The 24183-nt window shown below is 76.2% G+C and carries 27 protein-coding genes; 19 read left to right on the top strand and 8 right to left on the bottom strand.

Annotated elements, in window-relative coordinates:
- Window positions 1-40: 40 nt before the first annotated feature.
- Together L7D48_RS00755 and L7D48_RS00750 are read right to left on the bottom strand one after the other, a co-directional pair.
- Complete coding sequence (locus L7D48_RS00755) at window positions 41-241, bottom strand: DUF2180 family protein (protein ID WP_237875996.1); 201 nt, start codon at window positions 239-241, stop codon at window positions 41-43.
- Window positions 238-621, bottom strand: coding sequence for a hypothetical protein (locus L7D48_RS00750; RefSeq protein ID WP_237875994.1), 384 nt, complete (start codon window positions 619-621; stop codon window positions 238-240). Before L7D48_RS00750 ends, L7D48_RS00755 begins: the two co-directional genes overlap by 4 nt.
- Window positions 622-792: 171 nt before the next feature.
- Here L7D48_RS00750 and L7D48_RS00745 point away from each other — a divergent pair, with 171 nt between their 5' ends.
- Window positions 793-984, top strand: coding sequence for a hypothetical protein (locus L7D48_RS00745; protein ID WP_237875993.1), 192 nt, complete (start codon window positions 793-795; stop codon window positions 982-984).
- Window positions 981-2114, top strand: coding sequence for an NAD-dependent epimerase/dehydratase family protein (locus L7D48_RS00740; protein ID WP_237875991.1), 1134 nt, complete (start codon window positions 981-983; stop codon window positions 2112-2114). Before L7D48_RS00745 ends, L7D48_RS00740 begins: the two co-directional genes overlap by 4 nt.
- 29 nt (window positions 2115-2143) lie before the next feature.
- Here L7D48_RS00740 and L7D48_RS00735 read toward each other — a convergent pair whose 3' ends face one another.
- Window positions 2144-3178, bottom strand: coding sequence for a polysaccharide pyruvyl transferase family protein (locus L7D48_RS00735; protein WP_237875989.1), 1035 nt, complete (start codon window positions 3176-3178; stop codon window positions 2144-2146).
- 14 nt (window positions 3179-3192) lie between these two features.
- The gene (locus tag L7D48_RS00730; RefSeq protein ID WP_237875987.1) at window positions 3193-3420 is read right to left on the bottom strand and encodes a DUF6480 family protein; all 228 of its coding nucleotides are present in this window, start codon (window positions 3418-3420) and stop codon (window positions 3193-3195) included.
- Window positions 3421-3503: 83 nt separating this feature from the next.
- On the opposite strand from L7D48_RS00730, the gene L7D48_RS00725 reads away from it, so the two are divergent.
- From L7D48_RS00725 to L7D48_RS00670, 12 genes are all read left to right on the top strand, one after another.
- Window positions 3504-4469 (top strand): NAD-dependent epimerase/dehydratase family protein, encoded by a 966-nt coding sequence (locus L7D48_RS00725; RefSeq protein WP_374490540.1) that lies wholly within the window; start codon window positions 3504-3506, stop codon window positions 4467-4469.
- 262 nt (window positions 4470-4731) lie between these two features.
- Window positions 4732-6369: a carbamoyltransferase C-terminal domain-containing protein gene (locus tag L7D48_RS00720; RefSeq protein WP_237875983.1), complete on the top strand. Its 1638-nt coding sequence runs from the start codon at window positions 4732-4734 to the stop codon at window positions 6367-6369.
- Window positions 6366-7427: a glycosyltransferase family 2 protein gene (locus tag L7D48_RS00715; RefSeq protein ID WP_237875981.1), complete on the top strand. Its 1062-nt coding sequence runs from the start codon at window positions 6366-6368 to the stop codon at window positions 7425-7427. The genes L7D48_RS00720 and L7D48_RS00715 overlap by 4 nt, the downstream gene beginning before the upstream one ends.
- Window positions 7424-8134 (top strand): HAD-IIIA family hydrolase, encoded by a 711-nt coding sequence (locus L7D48_RS00710; RefSeq protein WP_237875979.1) that lies wholly within the window; start codon window positions 7424-7426, stop codon window positions 8132-8134. The genes L7D48_RS00715 and L7D48_RS00710 overlap by 4 nt, the downstream gene beginning before the upstream one ends.
- A complete protein-coding gene (locus L7D48_RS00705; RefSeq protein WP_237875977.1) occupies window positions 8131-9195 on the top strand; it encodes a glycosyltransferase family 9 protein in 1065 nt (354 codons plus the stop codon). The genes L7D48_RS00710 and L7D48_RS00705 overlap by 4 nt, the downstream gene beginning before the upstream one ends.
- The gene (locus tag L7D48_RS00700; protein WP_237875975.1) at window positions 9192-10157 is read left to right on the top strand and encodes a glycosyltransferase; all 966 of its coding nucleotides are present in this window, start codon (window positions 9192-9194) and stop codon (window positions 10155-10157) included. Before L7D48_RS00705 ends, L7D48_RS00700 begins: the two co-directional genes overlap by 4 nt.
- Window positions 10154-11374 (top strand): glycosyltransferase, encoded by a 1221-nt coding sequence (locus L7D48_RS00695; protein WP_237875974.1) that lies wholly within the window; start codon window positions 10154-10156, stop codon window positions 11372-11374. The genes L7D48_RS00700 and L7D48_RS00695 overlap by 4 nt, the downstream gene beginning before the upstream one ends.
- A complete protein-coding gene (locus L7D48_RS00690; RefSeq protein WP_237875972.1) occupies window positions 11371-12099 on the top strand; it encodes an SIS domain-containing protein in 729 nt (242 codons plus the stop codon). Before L7D48_RS00695 ends, L7D48_RS00690 begins: the two co-directional genes overlap by 4 nt.
- 4 nt (window positions 12100-12103) lie before the next feature.
- Window positions 12104-13720: a D-glycero-beta-D-manno-heptose 1-phosphate adenylyltransferase gene (gene rfaE2, locus L7D48_RS00685; protein WP_237875969.1), complete on the top strand. Its 1617-nt coding sequence runs from the start codon at window positions 12104-12106 to the stop codon at window positions 13718-13720.
- A gap of 62 nt (window positions 13721-13782) precedes the next feature.
- On the top strand, window positions 13783-14742 hold the full coding sequence (locus tag L7D48_RS00680) for a glycosyltransferase family 9 protein (RefSeq protein ID WP_237875967.1): 960 nt from the start codon (window positions 13783-13785) through the stop codon (window positions 14740-14742).
- The gene (locus L7D48_RS00675) at window positions 14739-15611 is read left to right on the top strand and encodes a glycosyltransferase family 2 protein (protein WP_237875965.1); all 873 of its coding nucleotides are present in this window, start codon (window positions 14739-14741) and stop codon (window positions 15609-15611) included. Before L7D48_RS00680 ends, L7D48_RS00675 begins: the two co-directional genes overlap by 4 nt.
- Window positions 15612-15657: 46 nt before the next feature.
- Window positions 15658-16572 carry a glycosyltransferase family 2 protein gene (locus L7D48_RS00670; protein ID WP_237876023.1) on the top strand — a complete coding sequence of 305 codons (915 nt, stop codon included), beginning with the start codon at window positions 15658-15660 and terminating at the stop codon, window positions 16570-16572.
- A gap of 93 nt (window positions 16573-16665) precedes the next feature.
- Here L7D48_RS00670 and L7D48_RS00665 read toward each other — a convergent pair whose 3' ends face one another.
- A complete protein-coding gene (locus L7D48_RS00665) occupies window positions 16666-17067 on the bottom strand; it encodes a ChaB family protein (protein WP_237875963.1) in 402 nt (133 codons plus the stop codon).
- Between the two features lie 160 nt (window positions 17068-17227).
- Here L7D48_RS00665 and L7D48_RS00660 point away from each other — a divergent pair, with 160 nt between their 5' ends.
- Entirely contained in the window at window positions 17228-17662 is a 435-nt protein-coding gene (locus L7D48_RS00660) for a DUF2267 domain-containing protein (protein WP_237875961.1), read from the top strand.
- A 138-nt stretch (window positions 17663-17800) separates the two neighbouring features.
- Here the strand turns inward: L7D48_RS00660 and L7D48_RS00655 are convergent, their stop codons facing one another.
- The gene (locus L7D48_RS00655) at window positions 17801-18151 is read right to left on the bottom strand and encodes a hypothetical protein (RefSeq protein ID WP_237875959.1); all 351 of its coding nucleotides are present in this window, start codon (window positions 18149-18151) and stop codon (window positions 17801-17803) included.
- A 193-nt stretch (window positions 18152-18344) separates the two neighbouring features.
- On the opposite strand from L7D48_RS00655, the gene L7D48_RS00650 reads away from it, so the two are divergent.
- Window positions 18345-19160, top strand: coding sequence for an SAM-dependent methyltransferase (locus L7D48_RS00650; protein WP_237875957.1), 816 nt, complete (start codon window positions 18345-18347; stop codon window positions 19158-19160).
- Complete coding sequence (locus tag L7D48_RS00645; RefSeq protein ID WP_279948761.1) at window positions 19157-21352, top strand: bifunctional diguanylate cyclase/phosphodiesterase; 2196 nt, start codon at window positions 19157-19159, stop codon at window positions 21350-21352. Before L7D48_RS00650 ends, L7D48_RS00645 begins: the two co-directional genes overlap by 4 nt.
- Window positions 21353-21429: 77 nt before the next feature.
- Here the strand turns inward: L7D48_RS00645 and L7D48_RS00640 are convergent, their stop codons facing one another.
- Together L7D48_RS00640 and soxR are read right to left on the bottom strand one after the other, a co-directional pair.
- The gene (locus L7D48_RS00640; protein ID WP_237875955.1) at window positions 21430-21774 is read right to left on the bottom strand and encodes a DUF3140 domain-containing protein; all 345 of its coding nucleotides are present in this window, start codon (window positions 21772-21774) and stop codon (window positions 21430-21432) included.
- Window positions 21775-21893: 119 nt separating this feature from the next.
- Window positions 21894-22355 carry a redox-sensitive transcriptional activator SoxR gene (gene soxR / locus L7D48_RS00635; protein WP_237875953.1) on the bottom strand — a complete coding sequence of 154 codons (462 nt, stop codon included), beginning with the start codon at window positions 22353-22355 and terminating at the stop codon, window positions 21894-21896.
- 156 nt (window positions 22356-22511) lie between these two features.
- Between soxR and L7D48_RS00630 the strand changes: the two genes are divergently transcribed.
- Together L7D48_RS00630 and L7D48_RS00625 are read left to right on the top strand one after the other, a co-directional pair.
- Window positions 22512-23162 carry a transketolase gene (locus L7D48_RS00630; protein ID WP_237875951.1) on the top strand — a complete coding sequence of 217 codons (651 nt, stop codon included), beginning with the start codon at window positions 22512-22514 and terminating at the stop codon, window positions 23160-23162.
- 32 nt (window positions 23163-23194) lie between these two features.
- Entirely contained in the window at window positions 23195-24118 is a 924-nt protein-coding gene (locus L7D48_RS00625; protein ID WP_237875949.1) for a transketolase, read from the top strand.
- The last annotated feature ends 65 nt before the right edge of the window (window positions 24119-24183 follow it).

Below are 24183 nucleotides of genomic sequence, written 5' to 3'. Positions count from 1 at the left end.
CCGGGCCGGAGGTGGGGGCGCCGGACCGGGTGACGCGGCGTCAGCCCTCGGCCCGGGCACACACCTCGCACAGTGCCCGGCGGGCCTCCGGCGTCTGGGTGACCTGGCCCATTCCCCGCGGCTCGCTGACGAGCTCGGCCTCGATCCGCAGGTGTTCGGGGCACAGGCCCACATGGCAGCGTGAGCACACCGCGACGGCGGTGGCGGTTCGGTCCCGCGTCAGGCACTCGTAGCAGTTCATGGCCTCGGTCCGTTCTCGTCCAGTGCGTGGCCGCGCAGTCCCAGCGACTCCTCCAGCTCGCGGATGCGCGCGTCCAGCCGTTCGGCCCTGTCGGCGCGCTCGCAGGGGGCGGGCGGGGGCCTCCCCGTGATCACCAGTGCGGCGCAGCGGTAGAAGAGGTACGCCGGTATGACGACCGGCCAGGCCATGCCGTACAGGAACGCCGTCGACGCGGTGGCCGACTGGCCCTGCCGCCGGAACCGCTCGACCGGGTCCTCCTCCGCGTGCCAGTCGCGCTCCAGCTCGATGACCCGGGCCCGCTCGATGCCGTAGACCACACGGGCCGTCACAAGGGCCACCGACACATAGACCGTCAACAGCAACAGCAGGCTGACCAGCACGCCGCACCATCCCTCCTTCCGCACCTCGCGCAGTACCCGGAGCGAGGGGGCGGAAACACCGGGTGTGCGCCGGTTCGGGCCCCTGCGGGCTCGGCGGGCCGGGCCGTTTCCCCCCCGCGGGGGGCGGGTACTTGGCGCCGGGCCACAGCGCATGCCGTGAGGAGGAGCGAGATGGCTGGACGGGACACATCGCCCGGCGCCGTCGCGGAGGAGGACGTGGTGGCCCTGCTGACGCGGCGGCACGACGGGATCGGGGAGCTGTTCGACGCCGTGGAGAACGCCGCCGTCGGCGACGACGGCGGCGGCGAGTGCCGGGCGGCGTTGGCGACGACCCGGGGCGCGCTGCGCCGGGAGGAGCGGTGACCGGGGCGCCGGCCGGGAGCGGCGGGGGCGCCGGAGGCGGTCTGCGCGTGGTCGTCCTGGGCGCCACCGGCAATGTGGGCACCTCGGTGGTGCGGGCCCTGGGCGACGATCCGCGCGTCGGCTCGGTGCTCGGCGTCGCCCGCCGCACACCGCTGTGGACGCCGCCGAAGACCGAGTGGGCGAGCGCGGACATCGGGGCCGGCGGCGACGGCGAGGACCCGGCCGGGCGGGCCGCGGAGGAGCGGCTGACGGACCTGTTCCGGGGCGCCGACGCCGTGGTCCACCTGGCCTGGCTGATCCAGCCCACCCACGATCCGCTGGTCACCTGGCGCACCAACGTGCTGGGCACCGCCCGGGTGCTGCGCGCCATGGCGGCGGCCGAGGTGCCCGCGCTGGTGTACGCCTCCTCGGTGGGCGCCTACTCCCCGGGCCCCGTCCACCGCGCGGTGGACGAGACCTGGCCGACCCACGGCGGCCGGCCGGATGCCGCGTACTGCCGGGAGAAGGCGTACGTGGAGCGGCTGTTGGACGGTTTCGAGCGCGACCACCCCCGGGTGCGGGTGGTGCGGATGCGGCCGGGCTTCCTCTTCAAGCGGGAGGCCGCCGGCGAGCAGCGCAGGCTGTTCGCCGGCCCGTTCCTGCCGCAGCGGCTGGCCGGACTCGGGATGGTGCCGGCCGTGCCCGCCCTCCCGGGGATGCGTTTCCAGGTGCTGCACACCGACGACGCCGCCGAGGCGTACCGGCTCGCGGTCCTGAGGCCGGTGCACGGCGCGTTCAACCTGGCCGCCGGGCCGGTGGTGGACGCCTCCGTGCTGGCCGAGGTGCTGGGCGCCCGCGTGGTGCGGGTGCCGCTGGGGCCGGTGCGGGCCGCGGTGGGCGCGGCGTGGCGGCTGCGGCTGGTGCCCGCGCCGCCGGAGCTGCTGGACGCGTTCCTGCGGCTGCCGGTGATGGACTGCGAGCGGGCCGCCGGGGAGCTGGACTGGCGGCCCCGGCGGTCGGCGCAGGAGGCCCTGCGGGAGCTGCTGCGCGGGATGCGCGAGGTGGCGGGGGCGCCCACCGCCCCGCTGGCGCCCGTCGTGGCGGGCGGGCGGCGGCACGAGATCGCCACCGGGGTGGGCGGCCGGGCCTGACCCGGCCCGCCGACCCCGGCCGCCGCGGGCTACCGCCGTACGCGGCCGGTGCCGGGAGGCGCGGGCGCGGTGCCGGGTTCCGGCCGCAGGAGCCGCGCCAGCGCGCCGCCCTGGTCCCGGTCGGGGGCGCGGCGGAAGGCGTGCCGCCGGCGCCGGGCGGCGGCCCGGCCCTCCGTCAGGCACCACCGCCACCAGCGGTCCAGTTCCCGCCCTGTCAGCCCCTCGGCCGGGACCAGGGCCGGCCAGCGGTGCACCCGCGCCTGGGCGGTCACCTTCGCGCCGCCGGCCACCGGGTCGACGGCCAGGGCCGGGATCCCGGCGCGCAGGGCGAGCACCAGGCCGTGCAGCCGGTCGGTGACCACGACGTCGAGCCGGGCCAGCACGGACTGGAGCTGGGCGGGGGTGGCGCACAGCCGCCAGTCGCCGTCCGCCAGCCGGGTGTCCAGCTCCACCCGGGCGCAGTCGGTCCGCGCCAGCCATCCGGTCACCAGGTCGGCGACCTCCTCGTGGCGGCGGCGTCCGCCGTACTCCCCCTGGCCCCGGGTGAGGATCACGCCTGCCACCGGGGCGGCGGGCGCCTCGGGCGCGGCGGCGGCCAGGTCCGCGGTGGGCGGCGCCCCGTCGGCATCGCGCGGCAGCACATGGTGGAAGCCGCGTACGGCGGGGTCGCCGGGGTCGATGACCGACACGCCCACGGCGACGCGCACGCAGTCCGGGTAGCGCTCGTGGAGCTGTGCGACCTGCGGCCCGTGCAGCGGGCCGCAGACGAAGACCACGTGGGTGTACCGCGCCGGGTCCGCGTCCTCCAGGTGCGGTCCGTCCGGCCGGAAGCCCGGGCTCCAGGCGGTGTCGTGGGGTATCCCGGAGCGGTCCAGCACCTCCCGGACGCGCTCCAGCGCCAGCACGTCGCCGGCCGTGGCCTCGCCGTGCAGGAAGGAGAACCAGCCGGTGAGCAGTGCTCTGGTCGCTCCCGCGGCCCCGGCCCTCCCGGCCGTCGCGGTTGTTTCGGCTGTTGCGGTCGCTCCGGGTGCTCCGGGTGTTCCCGGTGTTTTCGGTGTCGTCATCCGGGGACTCGGGGTCACAGCGCCACTGCGTAGGCGATGAAGAACCCCGCGACGAGCACGGCCAGGACGAGCAGCAGGACCAGTGGCACCGGGCCCCAGCCGCTGGGCGTGTTGGCGTTCTGGTCCGGGGCGCCCGCGGGCGTGCTGCTCTCGCCGGGCGGCGTCTCGCCCGGCGGCACTCCGCCGCCGCTCTCGAGGCCGGGCGACCGCCTGGGGTCCGGATCCGGGTGCGTTTCGCTCATGGTCTCCGAGTGCACAGCGGAACGCCCCCTTACACCAGCTCCCGGGGACAAAAGCGGGGAACGAGAGGAAGAGGTTGCCGATGATGGGTGAACGTGACCGGCGGCGGGCCGTGGTGACGGGCGGTGCCGGGTTCGTGGGCTCGCACCTGTGCGAACGCCTGCTGGAGGACGGTCTGGCGGTGACGGCCGTGGACAACCTGCTCTCGGGGTCCGAGGGCAACCTCGCGCACCTGCTCGGCCGGGACGGCTTCGCCTTCGTACGGCGCGACGCCTGCGCGCCGGGCGCCCTGGAGGACCTGCCCGGCGGCCCCTTCGACCTGGTCTTCCACCTGGCCTGCCCCGCCTCGCCCGCGGACTACCTGCGGCTGCCGCTGGAGACGCTGGAGACGGGCAGCAGCGGCACCCGCAACGCCCTGGAGCTGGCCGAGCGCGACGGCGCGCGGATGGTCCTGGCCTCCACCTCCGAGGTCTACGGCGACCCGCGCGAGCACCCCCAGCGCGAGGACTACTGGGGGCACGTCAACCCCGTCGGCCCGCGCAGCGTCTACGACGAGGCCAAGCGGTACGCCGAGGCGCTGGTCACCGCCCACCGCCGGGCGCGCGGCACGGACACCGCGATCGTGCGGATCTTCAACTCCTACGGCCCCCGGATGCGTGCCGGGGACGGCCGTGCCGTGCCGACCTTCGTCAGGCAGGCCCTGGCGGGCGAACCGCTGACGGTGGCCGGGGACGGCGGCCAGACCCGTTCGCTGTGCTATGTCGACGACACCGTGGCGGGGATCGTCGCGCTCGCCGGGAGCGACCTGCCGGGGCCGGTCAACATCGGCGGCGAGGAGGAGACCACCGTCCTGGACATCGCCCGCCGGATCGTCAAGCTCACCGGCTCGGCCTCGCCGATCACCTTCGTCGAGCGGCCCGGCGACGACCCTGCCCGGCGCTGCCCGGACACCTCCCTGGCCAGGGAGAAGCTGGGCTGGGCGCCGCGCGTGGGCTGGCAGGAGGGGCTGGAGCGGACCATCGACTGGTTCGCCCGCCGGGCCGCCGCCTGAGCCGCCGCCCGGGCCGGTACCCGGCTCAGGCCCCGGACCGGAGCCGGGCGCGGCCCCGCCCTCACGGGCCGGGCCGCGCCCGGCCCTTCCCCGTGCCCTCCCGGGCGCGCTCCTCGTCACCCGTTGGAGTCAGTTCCCCCGTACAGAGTCGACCTGCGGCGTTTGGCATCGCTGCCGACGGTAACCACGGACGCCACGGCATTCCCAGGGGCACCCGGACGCACCTGGGCGCACCGGGACCGACACCACGGAGGCACCCCTCATGCGCATCCTCGGCATCAACGCCGTCTTCCACGACCCGGCGGCGGCACTGGTGATCGACGGCCGCACCGTCGCGGCGGCGGAGGAGGAGCGGTTCAGCCGGCGCAAGCACGGCAAGCGGCCGGTGCCGTTCTCCGCCTGGGAGATGCCCGAACTGTCGGCGGCCTGGTGCCTGCGGCAGGCCGGTCTCACCCCCGCCGACCTGGACGCGGTCGCCTACTCCTTCGACCCCGCCCTGTCGGCGCCGGCCGAGTCCCTGGGCCTGAACGACCCCTGGGACCACCTGCGCCAGGAGTACGCCCGCCGCGCCCCGTCCTTCCTGGCCGAGGCGCTGCCGGGCCTGGACCCCTCCGTCGTCCGCTTCGTGCCGCACCACATGGCGCACGCCGCGTCCGCCGGGATCGCCGGGCCGCACCGCGACAGCGCGGTCCTGGTCCTCGACGGGCGCGGCGAGTGCGCCTCCCACCTGTCCGGCCGCTACCACGGCGACCGGCTGGAAGTGCTGGCCACACAGAAACTGCCGCACTCGCTCGGCCTGGTCTACGAGGAGCTGACCGAGCACCTGGGCTTCCTGCGCTCCAGCGACGAGTACAAGGTCATGGCGCTGGCCTCCTACGGCAAGCCGCGCTTCCTGCCCCAGCTGCGCCAGTGGGTGCACAGCGACGGCAGGGGCGGCTTCGCCGCCCACGGGGTGGAGTGGGCCGCGCTGGCCCCCGCCCGTGAGGCGGGCGCCGAGTGGAACCAGGACCACGCCGACCTGGCCGCCAGCGCCCAGGCCGTGCTGGAGGAGACGCTGCTGGACCTGGCGAGCTGGCTGCACGCCGAGGGCGGCGGCCGGGAGCTGACCCTGGCCGGCGGGGTGGCGCTGAACTGCGTGGCCAACTCCCGGCTGGCCGCCGAGGGGCCCTTCGAGCGGGTGTGGGTGCAGCCCGCGGCCGGCGACGCGGGCACCGCGCTGGGCGCGGCCCTGCACCTGGCCGCCGCGCACGACGAGTCCCCGCCGCCGATGCCCGGCGCCGACCTGGGCCGCGGCTGGTCGGACGAGGAGATCGAGGACTTCCTCAAGGACGCGGCCGTTCCCTACGAGCGGCCCGCCGACATCGCCGAGACCGTGGCCGAGACGCTGGCCGGCGACGGGATCGTGGCCTGGTTCCAGGGCCGCGCCGAGTACGGTCCGCGTGCCCTGGGCCACCGCTCGCTGCTGGCCCACCCGGGCCGGGCGGAGAACCTGGACCGGCTCAACCGGGTGAAGGGCCGCGAGGAGTTCCGCCCGGTGGCGCCCATGGTCGCCGAGGAGCGCGCCGCGGAGATCTTCGACGGGCCGCTGCCCAGCCCGTACATGCTGTTCGTGCACGACGTGGCCAAACAGTGGCGCGACCGCATCCCCGCGGTGGTGCACGTGGACGGCACCGCCCGCATCCAGACGGTGAACTCCGGCGACGAGCCTCTGGTGGCGCGGATGCTGGCGGCCTTCGAGCGCCGCACCGGGCTTCCGGTGGTGGTCAACACCAGTCTCAACACCGCCGGGCGCCCGATGGTGGACTCCCCGCGCGACGCGCTGGAGTGCTTCGGCTCCTCCCCCGTGGACCTGCTGGCCATCGGACCGTTCGCGGTCCGCCGCGGAAGGTTCTTCGCGTGAGTGCCCCGCACCGGGCCGCCGTCGACTACTCGGTGGTCATACCCACCGTCGGCCGCCCCTGCCTGGCCGACTGCCTGGCCTCGCTGGGCGGGTCGGCAGGCCCCGAGCCGCGCGAGATCGTGATCGTGGACGACCGGCCGCAGCCCGAGCCGCTCCGCGAGGACCTGCCGCTGCACGCGCTGGGCCCGCTGCGCGAGCGCGCCACCGTGGTGCAGACCGGCGGCCGGGGCCCGGCCGGCGCCCGCAACATCGGCTGGCAGATGGTCACCGCCCCCTGGGTGGCCTTCCTCGACGACGACGTGCGCGTCGGCGCCCGCTGGCGCGAGGCCCTGGCCCGCGACCTGGGCGAGGCCGACCCCACCGTCGCCGGGGTGCAGGGCGTGCTGGACGTGCCGCTGCCCACCGGGCGGCGCCCCACCGACTGGGAGCGCAACACCGCCGGGCTGGCCCGCGCCCAGTGGGCCACGGCCGACATGGCCTACCGCACCGAGGCGCTCAAGGCGGTCGGCGGCTTCGACGAGCGCTTCCCGCGCGCCTTCCGCGAGGACGCCGACCTGGCGCTGCGGGTGCTGGGCGACGGCTGGCGCATCCGGCGCGGCAACCGGCTGACCACACATCCGGTGCGGCCCGCCGACCGCTGGGTGTCGCTGCGCATGCAGCGCGGCAACGCCGACGACGCGCTGATGCTGCGGCTGCACGGCCCCGACTGGTGGCGGCGGGCCGCGGCCCCCCGGGGCCGCATCCGACGCCACGCGGCGGTCACCGCGGCCGGGCTCGCGGCGCTTCTCTCGGCCGCGGCGGGACGGCGGTGGGCCGCGGCCCTGGCCGGGGCGGGATGGCTGCTGGGCACGGCCGAGTTCGCCCGCGCCCGGATCGCGCCCGGGCCCCGCACCCGCGAGGAGGTCACGACCATGCTGGCGACCAGCGCGCTCATACCGCCGCTGGCGGTGTACCACCGGCTGGCCGGGACGCTGCGCCACCGCGCCGCCGGCCCCTGGGACGCGGGCCCGGGCAGCGGGCCCGGCGGCGGGGACCGCCCCGGGGGAGGCACGGCATGACGGCGGTGCGCGCGGTGCTCCTCGACCGGGACGGGACCCTCGTGGAGGACGTCCCCTACAACGGCGACCCGGAACTGGTGCGCCCGATGCCGGGCGCCGCCGAGGCGATGGCGCTGCTGCGCTCCCGCGGTGTGCCGGCCGCGGTGGTCACCAACCAGTCCGGCATCGCGCGCGGCCTGATCGGCTGGGACGACATGGGCCGGGTGCACGCCCGGATCGACGAACTGCTGGGCCCCTTCCACGCCTGGGCCGTCTGCCCGCACGGCCCGGACGACGGCTGCGCCTGCCGCAAGCCCGCACCCGCCCTGGTGCTGGACGCGGCCCGGCGGCTGGGCGCGGCCCCCGCCGAGTGCGTGGTGATCGGGGACATCGGCTCCGACATGGACGCCGCGCGTGCCGCAGGCGCCCGCGCCATCCTCGTTCCGACCCCCGTGACCCTTCCGGAGGAGGTGCGGCAGGCGCCCGCGGTCGCCCCCGACCTGCTCACGGCGGTGCGCGCCGCGCTGGACGGGCCGTGGCCCGGCCCCGCCGGCGAGCGGACCGGGGACGGCCGCGCTCCCGTGCGGGCGTTCACGCCCGCCGACCGGGCCGACCGGACCGCCCAGGCCGTTCAGCCCCCCGCCACCGTCCGCGCCGCGGGCCGCACGGCCCCCCGTACCTCCACTCGCACAGCCGCCCGTACCGCCACCGTCCGGAGGCCGTCATGAGAGCACTCGTCGCACGTCTGGACAGCTTCGGGGACGTGCTGCTGGCAGGCCCGGCGGTACGGGCCGTGGCCGCGCGCGCCGACCATGTGACGCTGCTGTGCGGTCCGCGCGGCGCGCCCGCCGGGCGGATGCTGCCCGGGGTGGACGAGGTCCTCGTCTGGGACGCCCCCTGGGTGGGCCTCGACCCGCCCCCCACCGCGCGGGACGGTGTCCTGGAGGCGGTGGAGCTGATCGCCGGGCAGCGCTGCGACACCGCCCTGATCCTGGCCTCGGCCCACCAGAGCCCCCTGCCGACCGCCCTGGTGCTGCGGATGGCGGGGGTGTCCCGGATCGCCGCCGACAGCGTCCACTACCCCGGCTCGCTGCTGGACGTCCGCCACCGGCGCGACGAGCACGCGCACGAGGCCGAGGCCGCGCTGGCGCTGGCCGAGGCGGCCGGCTTCCCCCTGCCCGGGGGCGACGACGGAAGGCTGCGGGTGCTGCCGCCGCCCGGGGTGGAGGAGCTGGCCGGGCCGCCGGGCTATGTCGTACTGCACCCGGGCGCGAGCGTGCCCGCCCGCCGCTGGAGTCCGGATCTGTCGGCCGAGGCCGCCGAGGCCCTGGCCGAGGCCGGGCACCGGGTGGTGGTCACCGGCGTGCCCGAGGAGCGCGAGCTGACCTCGTACGTGGCCGGCCGCGCGGGGCTGGACCTGGGCGGGCGCACCTCGCCCGCCGAACTGGCCGGAGTGCTGGCGGGCGCGGCGGCCGTGGTCACCGGGAACACCGGCCCGGCCCATCTGGCCGCCGCCGTGGGCGCGCCGGTGGTGTCGCTGTTCTCGCCGGTCGTCCCGGCCGAGCGCTGGGCCCCCTTCCGGGTTCCCCTGGTGCTGCTGGGCGACCAGCAGGCCCCGTGCGCCGGGACCAGGGCCCGCGCCTGCCCCGTTCCCGGGCACCCCTGCCTGGACCGCGTGACGCCTCAGGACGTGGTCACCGCCGTGGAGAAGGCCGCTGCCGAAGGCGGTCGGCAGAGCACAGCCGCCGAGGGCGGCCGGGAGAGTACAGGCCGGGAGGGCGCCGTATGAGGATCCTGCTGTGGCATGTGCACGGTTCCTGGACCACCGCGTTCGTCCAGGGTCCGCACACCTACCTCGTGCCCGTCACCCCGGACCGGGGTCCCGACGGGCTCGGCCGCGCCGTCACCTTCGACTGGCCGGACAGCGTGGTGGAACTGGCCCCCGGGGAGCTGCGGGAGACGGACGTCGACCTGGTGGTGCTCCAGCGCCCCCACGAGCTCGGCCTGGCCGAGCAGTGGCTGGGCGGCCGGCTGCCGGGCCGCGATGTGCCGGCCGTCTACCTGGAGCACAACGCGCCGGACGGGAACGTGCCCGACACCCGCCACCCGATGGCCGGGCAGCCGGGCCTGCCGATCGTCCACGTCACCCACTTCAACCGGCTGTTCTGGGACTGCGGCCCCTCCCCCACCGCCGTCGTCGAACACGGCATCGTCGATCCCGGACCGCTGTACACCGGCGATCTGGAGCGGGCCGCGGTGGTGGTCAACGAGCCGCTGCGCCGCGGCCGCACCACCGGCACCGACCTGCTGCCGCGCTTCGCCGAGGCCGCGCCGCTGGACGTCTTCGGCATGCGGACGCGGGGGCTGGCCGAGCGGCTCGGCGTTCCCGAGGAGCGCTGCCGCTCCCACGAACTCCCCCAGCGCGAGTTGCACCGAGCCATGGCCCGGCGGCGGGTGTACGTGCACCCGGTCCGCTGGACCTCGCTCGGCCTGTCGCTGCTGGAGGCCATGCACCTGGGCATGCCCGTGGTCGCGCTGGACACCACCGAGGCGTCCGCGGCCGTGCCCGAGGGGGCCGGAGTGCTCTCCAACCGGCTCGACGTCCTGACCGACGCCGTCCGCGGTTTCCTCGCCGACCCGGCGTACGCGCGCCACGTCGGCGAGCAGGCGCGCACGGCGGCACTGGCCCGCTACGGGCTGCCGCGCTTCCTGGACGACTGGGAGCGGCTGATCAAGGAGGTGGCCCGATGAGGATCGCCATGGTGTCCGAGCACGCGAGTCCGCTCGCCGCGCTCGGCGGCCCCGACGCCGGGGGCCAGAACGTGTACGTCGCGCAGTTGTCCAAGGAGCTGGCGCGGCGCGGCCACCAGGTCACCGTCCACACCCGCCGGGACTCGCCCGAGCCGCCCGACCGGGTGCCGCTGGCGCCGGGGGTGATCGTCGAGCACGTGCCGGCCGGGCCGCCCCGGCCGGTGCCCAAGGACGAGCTGCTGCCGCACATGACCGCCTTCGGCGACCACCTGGCGCGCCGCTGGGAGGCACGGCGGCCGGACGTGGCGCACGCGCACTTCTGGATGTCGGGCACGGCCGCGCTGCTCGGCGCGAAGGGCCGGGGCGTCCCGGTCGTGCAGACCTTCCACGCGCTGGGCACCGTCAAGCGGCGCCACCAGGGCGCGGACGACACCAGCCCGCCCGAGCGGATCGCGGTGGAGCGGCGGGTCGGCCGCGAGTGCGCCCGTGTCCTGGCGACCTGCGCCGACGAGGTGTTCGAGCTGACCGCCATGGGCGTGCCGCCGGAGCGGACGTCGGTGGTGCCGTGCGGTGTGGACACCCTGGAGTTCAGCCCGGCGGACCCGGCCGGACGGGGCGCCCGCCGCGACGGCCCGCACCGGCTGCTGGCGATCGGCCGCCTGGTGCCGCGCAAGGGCTTCGACCAGGCGATCACGGCACTGGCCGAGATCCCCGGCGCGGAGCTGCTGATCGCCGGCGGCCCCGAACCCGCGCTGCTGGAGACCGACCCCGAGGCGGTGCGGCTGCGGCGGCTGGCCGGTGAGCTGGGGGTGGCGGACCGGGTGCGGCTGCTGGGCGCGGTGCCGCACGAGCGGATGCCCGAGCTGATCCGCGGCGCCGACCTGGTGCTGTCCACGCCGCGCTACGAGCCGTTCGGCATCGTTCCGCTGGAGGCCATGGCCTGCGGGGTGCCGATCGTGGCCACCGGCGTCGGCGGCCATCTGGACTCGGTCGCCGACCGGGTCACCGGGCGGCTGGTGCCGCCGGACGATCCCGGCGCGCTCGCCCGCGCCGTCAACGAGCTGACCGGCTCCCCCGAGCTGCTGCGCCGCTACGGCGAGGCCGGTCGTGAGCGCGCCCTGGCCCGCTTCTCCTGGGAGCGGGTCGCCGACGGCGCCGAGCAGGTGTACGCCCAGGTGGTCGCGCGCCACCGCGTTCCGACGGGGGCGATCCGATGACGACACCCAGGACCACCGCGAAGAACGGCTCCAAGTCCGCAGCCGGGTCCGCGGCCGGGAACGGCGCGAAGGTCCGCCGCGTCCGGGCGGCCCCGGCACCGGCTCCGGCCCCCGCCCCGGCGACGGGGCCGGTCGCCGGCCACTGCGACGAGCTGCTGCACGCGCTGGCGCCCTTCCGCGACCAGGCCGGCACTGCCCAGAGCTGGGGCGAGCGCCTGGCGCGGGTGCTGGCGGGCGGCGGACGGCTGCTGGCGGCCGGGAACGGCGGCAGCGCCGCCCAGGCCCAGCATCTGACGGCCGAGCTGGTGGGCCGCTACCGCGACGACCGCCCGCCCTTCTCCGCCATCGCCCTGCACGCCGACACCTCCTCCACCACCGCGATCGCCAACGACTACGGCGTGGACGAGGTGTTCGCCCGGCAGGTGCGGGCGCACGGGCGCGAGGGCGACGTGCTGATGCTGCTGTCGACCAGCGGCGCCAGCGCCAACCTGCTGTCGGCCGCCGAGGCCGGTCGCGAGGCGGGGATGTCCGTGTGGGCGCTGACCGGGCCCGCGCCCAACCCGCTGGCCGCGGGCAGCGACGAGTCGCTGTGCGTGCGGGCGGGCTCCACCGCGACGGTGCAGGAGCTCCACCTGGTGACGGTGCACATGGTGTGCGCCGCGTTCGACGCCGCTCTGAAGGGCGTCCTGGAAGGGGGGAGCGCGGACGATGCCACCGACGCCTGATCCGATGTCCGAGCCGACGCCCGACACGCCGCCCGGTTCGCTGCCCGGTTCGCTGTACGGCCCGGAGCCCGGCGCCTCCACCGCGCCGGGCGGCGGCGCCGCACCGCTGGTCGTGGTCGGCGACGCCCTGCTCGACCGCGATCTGGTCGGCCGCGCGGACCGCCTGGCCCCGGACGCTCCGGTGCCGGTGCTGGAGGACTGCGAGGAGCGGCTGCGCCCGGGCGGCGCCGCCCTGGCCGCCTATGTGGCGGCGCTCGGCGGCCGCCCGGTCACCCTGGTGACCGCCCTGGGGGAGGACCCGGCGAGCGCGCGGCTGCGCGAACTGCTGGCCCCCTGGGTGTCGGTGGCCGCACTGCCCCTGGACGGCGCCCTGTCGGAGAAGACCAGGGTGCTGGCCGGCGGCCGCCCGGTGGTCCGGATGGACCGGGGCGACGGCCGGGCCCCGTCCGGCGGGGGCGGGACCGTGCCCGAGGAGGTCCGCGAGGCGATCGCCTCGGCCCCGGCCCTGCTGGTCTCCGACTACGGCCGGGGCACGGCGGACGCCGTACGCGGGCTGCTGGCAAAGCGGGCCGTCCGGGTGCCGCTGGTGTGGGATCCGCATCCGCGCGGCCGCGAGCCGGTCCCGGGCACCCGTCTGGTGACCCCGACGGCGGCGGAGGCCAGGCTGTTCGCCGGGCGGCTGGAGGGCGGTCCCGGCGGTCCGTCCGGCCCGGCGGCCGGCGCGGCCCCGGCGAGGGCCGGCGGGGCTTCGCGGCCCTCGAAGGCCACGCGGGCGGCAGGGCCCGCGAGGCCGGCGAAGCCGTCCGGCGAGTCGGAGAGCCTGCACGCGGCGGCCCACCACGCCCGGGCGCTGGCCGAGGCCTGGGGCGCGGCCTCGGTGGCCATCACCCTCGGCGACCGCGGCGCGCTGCTGTCCTACGGCGACCATCCGCTGCTGGTGCCCGCGCCCGCGCGGCACAGCGGCGACTCCTGCGGCGCCGGCGACCAGTTCGCGGCCGCCGCGGCCGGGCTGCTGGCCGACGGCGCGCTGCCGGAGAACGCCGTACGCGGCGCGGTGGCGGCCGCCACCGGCTATGTGGCGGCCGGGGGCGCGGCCGCGCTGGCCTTCCCCGACCGGGCCGCGCCCCGGCCCCCCTCGGCCGCCCGCGGCGAGGACGCGGAGCGGCTGGTGGCCCGGGTCCGGGCGGCGGGCGGCACGGTGGTGGCCACCGGCGGCTGCTTCGACCTGCTGCACGCCGGCCACGTCGGGCTGCTCCAGGCGGCCCGCCGCACCGGTGACTGCCTGGTGGTCTGCCTGAACTCGGACGCCTCGGTGCGCCGCCGCAAGGGGCCGGGCCGGCCCATCAACCCGCTGGCCGACCGCGTCCGGGTGCTGCGCGCCCTGGAGTGCGTGGACGCGGTGGCGGTCTTCGACGAGGACACCCCCGAGGAGCTGCTGGAGCGGCTGCGCCCGGACGTGTGGGTCAAGGGCGGCGACTACGCGCTGGCCGATCTGCCCGAGGCCGCGCTGGTGGAGAGCTGGGGCGGGCAGGCGGTGCTGCTGCCGTACCTCGACGGCCGCTCCAGCAGCCGTATCGCCGAGCGCGCGGCGGTGTCCGTGTCCCGGAACGGGGCGCGGTGAACGTGGGGAACACGGTGAACGGTCCGGGAGGGGAGGCCGCGGGCGCCCGGCCGGACGCCCCCGTGAACGGTTCCGCGGGCGCCCCCCACCGGCCCCGGCTGCTGGTGCTGCGCGCCCTGGGCCTGGGCGACCTGCTGGCCGGGGTGCCCGCGCTGCGGGCGCTGCGCCGGGCGTTCCCCGGTCACGAGACCGTACTCGCCGCCCCCGCGGAACTGGCCCCCCTCGTCCGCGCGAGCGGCGCGGTGGACACCCTGCTGCCCGCCTCGGCGCCGGGCCGCGCCGTACCCCGGATCACCGGGTGGCACGGGCCGCCGCCCCGGGTCGCCGTCGATCTGCACGGCAAAGGGCCGGAGAGCATGCGGGCGCTGGCGGCGCTGAACCCCGGCCGCCTGCTGGCCTTCGCCGCCGGCGACGGCCCGCGGTGGTACGCCGAGGAGCACGAACGCGACCGCTGGTGCCGCTTCCTCGCCTGGTACGGCGTCCCGGCCGACCCCGCCGACCTGCGGCTGCCGCCGCCCGCCGCGGCCTGTCCCGCTCCGGGGGCGGTACTGCTCCACCCCGGCGCGGGCTCCCCGGCCCGCTGCTGGCCCGTCGAGCGGTACGCGGAGGTCGCCGCCGGGCTGCGGCGTGCCGGGCGCCGGGTGGTGGTCACCGGCGGCGCCCACGAGTACGACCTGCTGGCGCGGCTGGCCAAGTCGGCCGGCCTGCCCGACGCGGACGTCCACGGCGAGCCGCCGCTGGAGCGGCTGTCGGCGCTGGTCGCCGGCGCCTCGGCCGTGGTGAGCGGCGACACCGGTGTGGCCCATCTGGCGGTGGCCCACGGCACCCCGTCGGTGACCCTGTTCGGGCCGGTGCCGCCCGCGCTGTGGGGCCCGCCGCCGCTGGAGCGCCACCGGGTGCTGTGGCACCCGGGCCCGCCCGGCGACCCCCACGGCCGCCGCCCCGATCCCCTGCTGCTGCGCATCCGGCCGAAGGAGGTACTGGAGGCGCTGTCCCTGCTGCCGGAGGTGCGTACCGCTTGAACGACTCGCCCATCGGCGTGGTCATCGCCACCCGCGACCGCGCCGACAGCCTCGCGCGCACGCTGCGCGCGCTGACCTCACTGCCCGAACGCCCGCCGGTGCTGGTGGTCGACAACGCCTCGACCGATCACACCCGCACCATGGTCCCGGCCCTCTTCCCCCAGGTGGCGCTGATGCCGCTGCCCGAGAACAGGGGGGCGATCGCCCGCAACCTGGGCGTGGCGGCGATGGAGACCCCGTACGTGGCCTTCAGCGACGACGACTCCTGGTGGGAGCCCGGATCGCTGGAGAAGGCCGCCGACCTGCTCGACGCCCATCCGCGGCTGGGGCTGATCGCCGCCCACACCCTGGTGGGCCCCGAGGAGGACCCCGATCCCCTGAACGACCTGCTGGCCGGCTCCCCGCTGGGCACGGCCCGGGATCTGCCGGGCCCGCAGGTGCTGGGTTTCCTGGGGTGCGCCTCGGTGGTGCGGCGGTCGGCCTTCCTGGACGCCGGGGGGTTCCATCCGCTGCTGTTCTTCGGCGCCGAGGAGACCCTGCTCGCCTACGACCTGGCCGCCCGGGGCTGGGGGGTCGCCCACTGTCCCGAGGTCGTCGCCCACCACCACCCCGATCCCTCGCCGCGCTCCGGGCGCGGCTCCCGGGTGCTGCGCAACGAGCTGCTCACCACCTGGCTGCGCCGGCCGCTGTCGCTGGCCGCGCGCCGCACCGGGGCGCTGGCCGCGCGGACACCCCGCGATCCGGAGGCCCGCCGCGCCCTGCTCGGCGCGCTGGCCCGGCTGCCGTCGGCGGTGCGCGCCCGCAGGCCCCTGCCGCCGTACACCGAGGAAGCCGCACGCCGTGTGGAAGGACAGCTCCGTGGCCCCTGAGCACCCCGGAACCACCGAAGCCGCCGAAGCCGCCGAAGCCGAGGGGATCACCGAAGCCGGCGGGGAGACCGGCTCCCGGGTCTCGGTCGTGGTGATCACCCACAACCGCCGCGAGGAGCTGCTGCGCACCCTGGGCCGGCTGGCCGAACTACCTGAGCGCCCACCGGTGTTCGTCGTTGACAACGCCTCGGCGGACGGCACCGCCGAGACCGTCGCACGCGTCCACCCGTGGGTGCGGCTGCTGCGGGCGGAGCGGAATCTGGGGGCGGTGGGGCGCAATGTCGCGGTGGAGCGCGTGACCACGCCGTACGTGGCCTTCTGCGACGACGACTCCTGGTGGGAGCCCGGATCGCTGGCCAGGGCCGCCGACCTGCTCGACGCCCGCCCCCGCCTGGCGGCGGTCACCGCGCGCATCGTGGTGGAGCCCGGCGGGACCGAGGACCCGATCGTCGCCGAGCTGCGCGACTCGCCCGTCCCCGGCCCCGAGTGGCTGCCCGGTCCGGCCCTGGGCTCGTTCCTGGCCGCGGCCACGGTACTGCGCACCGACGCCTTCCGGGAGGCGGGTGGTTTCTCGCCCCGGCTGTGGCTGGGCGGCGAGGAGGAGCTGCTGGCCACCGATCTGATGGTACGCGGCTGGTGGCTGGCCTACGCCGGGGAGCTGACGGTCCACCACGCGCCCTCGGCGGTGCGGGACGCGACCGCGCGCCGGGAGGACGGGCTGCGCAACACGCTGTGGTTCGGCTGGCTGCGCCGCCCGCTGCCCGCGGCGCTGCGCCGCACCTGGCGCCTGGCGCGCACGGTGCCGCGCGACGCGGCGTCGGCGCGGGCCTTCGGCCGGGCGCTGGCCGGGCTGCCGTGGGTGCTGCGCGAGCGCCGGGCGGTGCCCGCGGAGGTCGAGGAGCGGCTGCGGCTGCTGGAGGAGGAGCAGCGCCGCTCCGCCGCCCGCCGCTACGTCGGCTGAGGCGGGCGGCCCCGCCGGCGCCGTGCCGGGCCGGAGTGCTCCCGCCCGGCACGGCTTCGGCCGTACTGCCCGGCCAGGACCGGCCAGGAGCGGCTAGGAGCGCGCCTCGCGGGTCTTCGAGCGGTTGGCCTTGCGGATGGCCCGCAGCAGCTCGTCCTTGGTCATCCGGGAGCGTCCGCCTATGTCCAGCCGCTGCGCGATGGAGTACAGGTGCTCCTTGCTGGCGTTCTCGTCGACGCCCTCGCCGCTGCGTCCGCCCCTGCCGCGCGGGCGGGCGGCCCGCTCGTCGGAGGGCCCCTTGCGGCCGCCCTCCTTGCGTTCCCAGTGGTCGCCCACCTTCTCGAACTTGTGCTTCAGGGCGCTGTAGGCGGTCTGGTGTGCGCGCCGGCCCTCTCCGTACTCCTCCACTGCGGAGTCGTGGGCCTTGATCCAGGTGCGCTGCGCCTCCTCGGGGGAGCGCTCCAGGGTCGACGGAAGCTCCTTCCGTGCGGGCACCTTCCTCACCTCCGATCGGTCGGGTCCGTTACGGGTTCCCGGCCGCCGGTCACGGAAACGGCAGGTGTCGATGCGCACCGGCAGGGTCACCCGCTTCCGAGGGGGCCGCGGCGGGGCCCTCCCACGAGATCCCGACCAGACGCCGAGAGGAGTGCCGACCATGCGGTACGAGGAGCTCACCGGCCAGGTGCAGGCGCACGCGGACCTGCCGGACCGGCAGACGGCCGAGCGGGCCCTGCGGGCCACGCTGGAGACGCTGGCGGAGCGGATACCGGACGGCGTGGCCGACCACCTGGCCGCCCAGCTGCCCGGGGAGGCGGCGGAGTCGCTGCGCCGGGCGGTGGCCGGGCACGAGGCCTCGCCGCAGCGGCGGGCGGACGCCCGCACCCACGGCGAACCGTTCGACCTGACCACCTTCGCCGGGCGGGTGGCCTGGCGGTCCCGCGCCACGGAGGACACCGCGGTACGGGAGGCCACGGCGGTGCTGGAGGTGCTCGACGCGGCGGTCTCGCCCGAGCTGATGACCAAGGTGGGCCACGTCCTGCCGCCGGACATCCGCGAACTGCTGCCGTCCACCCGCGCCGAGGAGTACTGAGCCCCGGGCCGCTCCGGCCTCCGGTCTGTCCGCGTCGGGCCGCCCTTCCGGAAGGGCGGCCCGACGCGGACAGGCCGGGCACGGGCGAGGCCCCGGGAGCGGGGACAGGCTCCCGGGGCCTCGCCTGCCGGGCGGCTTCTACCGGAAGCGGTTGCCCACCGGCTTGGCGCGCTGGTCGGGGGTGCCGTGCGGGGGCGGGTTGTACGGCTCCGGCGAGGTCGCCGGGCTGACGGGTGATCCGCCGGGCTCGCCCTGCGGCCCCGAGGGCGGCTCGGCGCCGCCCGGGGAGCGCGGGCTGCCCTCCTCCAGCTGCTGCATACGGGCTGTCAGCAGCGCGATCACATGGGTACGGCCGGCGTGTTCGCGCTCGTAGTGGAGCAGCCGCTCCAGGTCGTCGTGCGACAGGGCCCGGATCCGGTGCTCCAGCTCGCCCGCGGAGAGGTGATCGTAGTCGGGGAACGGGAGTTCGTCGTGATCGGTGTTACTCATCCACCCCGGGTGTCCGGGCCGGGGGCCGCGAAAACCCGGTGGCCGCCATGATTATCCCGATGGAGGAACCGGGGCAAGCTATACGTAGCGGGCCGGTGCCGGAACGTCGGCGTTCCGGATCCGTGTACCTGTCAGCCTGGGATCAGTAGCCTCAGGAGTCCCTGTCATATTCACCGACCGGTTGGAGACTTTGATGGAGCGTCCCGCCTGGGCTCCACAGGACATAGACCTGTCCGTGCCGAGCGTTTCCCGCATCTACGACTACTACCTGGGCGGGTCGCACAACTTCGAGGCCGACCGGGAGGCCGCCCGGCGGGCCATCGAGGTGTTCCCGGGGCTGCCGAAGATCATGCAGGCCAACCGCGCGTTCATGCGCCGGGCCATCCGCTTCGCCGCGCGGCAGGGCGTCACCCAGTTCCTCGACGTCGGCTCCGGCATCCCGACCTTCGGCAACGTCCACGAGGTCGCGCAGGCCGCCGCGCCCGGGGCGAGGGTGGTCTACGTCGACAACGACCCCGTCGCCGTCGCCCACAGCCGGGCCGTGCTGGAGGGCCAGGAGGAGCGCACCGGCGTCGTCGCCGCCGACTTCCGCAAGCCCGAGGACATCCTCGGCAGCGCGGAGGTCGGGCGCCTTCTCGACCTGGAGCGCCCGGTGGCCCTGCTGCTGGTGGCGCTGCTGCACTTCCTGGAGGACGGCGACGACCCGTGGGCGAAGGTGGCCGAGCTGCGCGACGCGCTCGCCCCCGGCAGCCTGCTGGTCCTCACCCACGCCTCGGTCGAGGGCGGCCCGCGCAGGCCCGAGCAGGGGGACGAGGTGGAGGGCGTCTACCGCAACATCGGCTCGCCGCTGATCATGCGCTCGCGCTCCGAGGTGGAACGCTTCTTCGACGGCTTCGAGATGGTCGAGCCCGGTCTGGTGTCCATGCCGAACTGGCGCCCGGACGGACCGGTGGACCAGGAGGACCCCGTGATCTTCACCGGCTTCGGCGGAGTGGGACGCAAGGCGTGAGCCCCACTCCGCAGGGGCCCGCCGCCTCCGGCCGCCCCCTCGCGCCGGAGGCCTCCGGCGACCCTCACGACGGATACCGCCGCTTCGCCCGGATCTGGAGCCGCGCGGTCTACCCCGCCACGGCCACCTCGATGACCCGCACCGAGTTCGAGGACTACCTCCTGCCCCTGGCGCGGACCCTCGGCGAGGCGCTGCACGCCCGTCCCTTCGACCCCTCGCCGGGGCGCGATGTGGGGGCGGCGCTCGTCGAGGCGCACTGCACCTCGCCCGAGGCCCTGCCGCAGGTGCTCGGCGTGGTGGACGCCTACCTGCTGCTGTACTGCAGCGATCCGTCGGTGCTGCCGACCGAGGACGGGCGGGCCCGCTGCGCCCGCCTCCAGCACGCCGTCTCGGCCGGGTTCGCCCGCGCGCTGCAGGAGCGCACCCGCTTCGAGCAGGAGGCGCTGGCCCGGTCCGCGCTCGCGGCGCGGGAGAGCGCCGAGAAGGCCCTCCACGAGAGCGAGACCCGCTTCCGGGCGGTCTTCGAGGGCGCCACGGTCGGCATCGGGATCGCCGACATGGACGGGACCATCCTCGACATCAACAGCGCGCTCGCGAAGATGTTCGGCGGCTCGGAGCAGCATGTGCGCAGCCGCCGGGTCTCCGACTGGGTCCACCCCGACGACGCGCCGGGCGTCTGGCGGGTCCACGACGAGCTGGTGCGCGGCGAACGCGACCACTACCGCGTGGAGAAGCCGTACACGCGCAGCGACGGCACCGTGCTGTGGACCAATCTGACCGTCTCGCTGCTGCGCGGACCCGACGGCGAGCCGCGCTACATGCTGGCGCTGATGGAGGACATCACCGAGCGGCGCCTGCTGAACCTGCGGCTGCGCTACGAGGCCACCCACGACGCGCTGACCGACCTGCCCAACCGCACCCTGTTCTTCGAGCGACTGGAGCACGTCCTCTCCCCCGGCTCCGGCACCGCCCGGATCGGCCTGTGCTATCTGGACCTGGACGGTTTCAAGACGGTCAACGACAGCCTGGGCCACTCGGTCGGCGACCAGCTGCTGGTGAACGTGGCCGAGCGGCTGCAGAGCTGTGTGGCCTCCCCGCGCCACATGGTCGCGCGGATCGGCGGCGACGAGTTCGTGGCCCTGGTCAGCGATCCCGCCTCGCGCTCGGAGGTGACCGACCTGGCCCGGCGGGCGCTGGACGCGCTGTCCTGCCCGATCCCGCTGGCCGGCCGGGAGCTGCCGGTGCGGGCCAGCATCGGCGTCGTCGAGGGGCCGGTCGGGGAGCTGACACCGGCGGAGGTGCTGCGCAGCGCCGACATCACCATGTACCGGGCCAAGGCCAGGGGCGGCAACCGCTACGAGCTGGCCGACCCCGACCGCGACGCCCGCACCATCAGCCGCCACATGCTGACCACCCATCTGCCCGCCGCGCTGGAGGGCGAGGAGTTCTTCATCGAGTACCAGCCGCTGGTGCGGATGGAGGACGGCAGCGTGGAGGGCGCCGAGGCCCTGGTGCGCTGGGCGCATCCGCTCCACGGGGTGCTGGGCCCGGACCGCTTCATCCCGCTGGCCGAGCACACCGGGCTGATCGTGCCGCTGGGCCGCTGGGTGCTGGAGCAGGCGGTGCGGCAGGCGTGCGAGTGGCAGGTGCGCGGCATCGGCGGCACCCGGCCGCTGCGGGTGAACGTCAACCTCTCGCCGCGGCAGCTGCACCATCCGGAGCTGGTCTCCGAGACCGTGGCGGTGCTGGAGGACGCCGGGCTGGATCCGGCCTCGCTCTGCCTGGAGGTCACCGAGAGCGCCCTGATCCGCGCCGACGACGCGGAGCTGAAACCTTTACGCCGGCTCGCCGACCTGGGGGTGCGGATCGCCCTGGACGACTTCGGCACCGGCTACTCGAACCTGGCCAGTCTGCGCAGGCTGCCCGCGACCACCCTGAAGCTGGACCGCTCCTTCACCCGGGGCCTCCAGCAGGACCCGGCCGACCCGGTCGACCTCAAGGTCGTCGAGGGCATCGTCTCGCTGGCGCACGCCCTGGAGCTGGCCGTGACCGTCGAGGGCGTGGAGACCGCGGCCCAGGCCGACCAGCTGCGGAAGCTGGGCTGCGACTCCGCCCAGGGCTGGTACTACGCCCGGCCCGGCCCGCCCGAGCGCCTGTCGTCGCGGGCGCTGCCGCTGGCCGCCGGACAGTGACGGGCGGACGTGCGGTGACGTGTGGTGACACGCGATGACGTGCGGACCGGACGCACGGCGCCCGGCCCGCACCGCGGTCAGGACGCCCTGACGGGGTCGTGGCCCAGCGACATCATCCGGTGGCGCCAGTCCGGGTCCCGTACCGCCTCGGCGACACGCACCCGCTCGCGTTCGGCGCCGACGGTGTCGACGACCTCGCGCATCACCGCGACGTCGCCGTCGGTGAGGTCCGTGCGGCGCTTGCGCAGGATCGCCAGCACCTGCCGTCCCCGCTCGGAGCCGGCCTGCTCGGGCAGTTCCTCGGTCCGCTCACCGGCGACACTCGTCCTGAGCCATGCCTCCAGTTCGTTCGACGTCATGTTCACCACGGCGTGGAACTCGTCCCACAGAGCGTCCAATTCCAGCTCGGAGATGTCGGCCATCGTCAACCTCCCGGGTCTCTCGCGCCGCGCGAGTGCCCGCGCACCGGCGCGCGGAAACCCGGGCCGGTGCGTGAGAGGCCCGCGCGGCGGACGCGGCACTCGCGCGGCGCCCGCGCTCCTCAGCTCTCCGGCAGCGCGTCCCCCTCCAGGTAGCGGGCGCCGGGCCCCTGCGAGCCCGCGACGTCGTCCGGGTTGTACAGGCCGCACTTGCGCAGGCTGAGGCAGCCGCAGCCGATGCACCCGGTCAGCCGCTCCTTCAACCGCTCCAGTTCGCCGATCCGCGCGTCGATCCGCCGCTGCCAGGTGCGGGCCACGGTGTTCCACTCGGTGGCGCTGGGCGCCCGGTCCACGGGCAGCCGGTCCAGCGCGGCGCGGGCCTCCTCCAGGGACAGGCCGACCCGCTGGGCGGCCCGTACGAAGGCGACCCGGCGCAGGGCGGTGCGTGGATAGCGCCGCTGGTTTCCCGTGGTCCGCTCGGAGTGGATCAGGCCCATCTCCTCGTAGTAGCGCAGGGCGGAGGGGGCGAGCCCGGAGCGGGCGGCCAGCTCCCCGATGGCGAGGCGTCCGTCTCGGTCGGTCATGTCGGCGAGCATATCGCTTGACCTCAAGTCGCCTTGAAGTTGCAGCCTCTTGGCATGACGACCGCGACACCACCGCACGCCTCCGGCCCCGCGCCCGGCCCCACACCCGGCTCCGAACCACCGCGGAGCTCCGGATTCGATTCCCTTCCGGCGCTGATGTCCCTGATGACCGGCGACGAGAAGCACGACGCCGCCGCCACCTCCACCCTGGACGCCCTGTGGGTGCTGTACGACCGGGTGCTGCGCGTCCGCCCCGACCGCCCCGGCGACCCGGACCGGGACCGCTTCCTGCTGTCCAAGGGGCACGGCCCGATGGCGTACTACGCCGTGCTCGCCGCCCGGGGCTTCCTCCCGGCCGACTGGCTGCCGGGCTTCGGCTCCTACGACTCGCCGCTGGGGCACCACCCGGACCGCACGCTGGTCCCCGGTGTGGAGATCGGCAGCGGCTCGCTCGGGCACGGGCTGCCGCTGGCCGTGGGGACCGTACTCGGGCTGCGCGCCCGGAAACTGACCGGGCCGCGGGTGTGGGTACTGGTCGGGGACGCCGAGCTGGACGAGGGCAGCAACCACGAGGCCATCGACTTCGCGGGCGCCGCGGGGCTCGACCGCCTGCACACCCTGGTGATCGACAACTCCTCCGCCTCCCACCCCCTGCCCGGCGGCATCGCCTCCCGCTTCACCGCAGCGGGCTGGTCCGCGCTGACCGTCGACGGCCGCGACCACGAGGCGCTGTACGCGGCGTACACCCGCCCGCACCCCGGACGCCCGCACGCCGTGGTCGCCCGTGTCGAACCCAAGCACGCCTGACCGGCCCGGAAAACACGAGGAGAACACCGGACATGGACACCATGCGCGAACGCTTCGCCTCCGTCGTCTCCGGCCTGCTGGACGAGGATCCGCGTCTGGCGGTCGTCCTCGCCGAGATCGGCACGGACGGTTTCCGCCGGGCCGCCGAACGCCACCCGGACCGGGTGGTCAACGTCGGCATCCGCGAGCAGCTGCTGGTCGGGGTGGGCGGCGGACTGGCCCTCGCCGGGATGCGCCCGGTGCTGCACACCTTCGCCTCCTTCCTGGTGGAGCGGCCCTTCGAGCAGCTGAAGCTGGACTTCGGCCACCAGGGGACGGGCGGGGTGCTGGTGAGCGCCGGAGGGTCCTACGACTGGCCGGCCGGCGGCTTCACCCACATGGCGCCCGGCGACGTGGCGCTGCTGGACACCCTGGACGGCTGGACCGTCCACGTCCCCGGCCACCCGGACGAGGCCGAGTCGCTGCTGCGCCGCGCCTGCGCGGGCGGGAGCGGGGGCGACCGGGTGTACGTCCGGCTGTCGGCGCAGACCAACGCCCGCCCCCGGCCGGTCACCGGCGAGGGCTTCCTCACCGTGCGGCGCGGCGGGCCCGGGGCGCCGGTGGTCGTCGCGGTCGGCCCGCTGCTCGACTCCGTCCTCGACGCCGTAGGGGGGCTGGACGCGACGGTCCTGTACGCCGCGACCGTCCGCCCCTTCGACGCGGCCGCGCTGCGGGCGGCCGTCGCCGGCTCCAGCGCCCCCGAGGCCGTCCTGGTCGAGCCGTATCTGGCCGGCACCTCCACGGCCGCCGCCGCCGAGGCCCTGGCCGACGTTCCGCACCGGATCCTCGGCCTGGGGACGGCGCGGGCCGAGCTGCGCCGCTACGGCACGGCCGCCGAGCATCTGGCGGCCCACGGCCTGGACCCGCGCTCGCTGCGGGAGCGGATCACCGCCTTCACCGCCCGTGCCGCGGTCTGACGGCGCGGCGCGGAGGACCGGGGCGCAGCGGCCCTCCGCGCCGTGCGCCCCGCCCTCCGCGCCGC

This window comes from Streptomyces sp. ICN903 (assembly GCF_022015835.1).
Classification (GTDB): Bacteria; Actinomycetota; Actinomycetes; order Streptomycetales; family Streptomycetaceae; genus Streptomyces; species Streptomyces fenghuangensis.
This window is presented reverse-complemented; position numbering and strand designations above follow the sequence as displayed.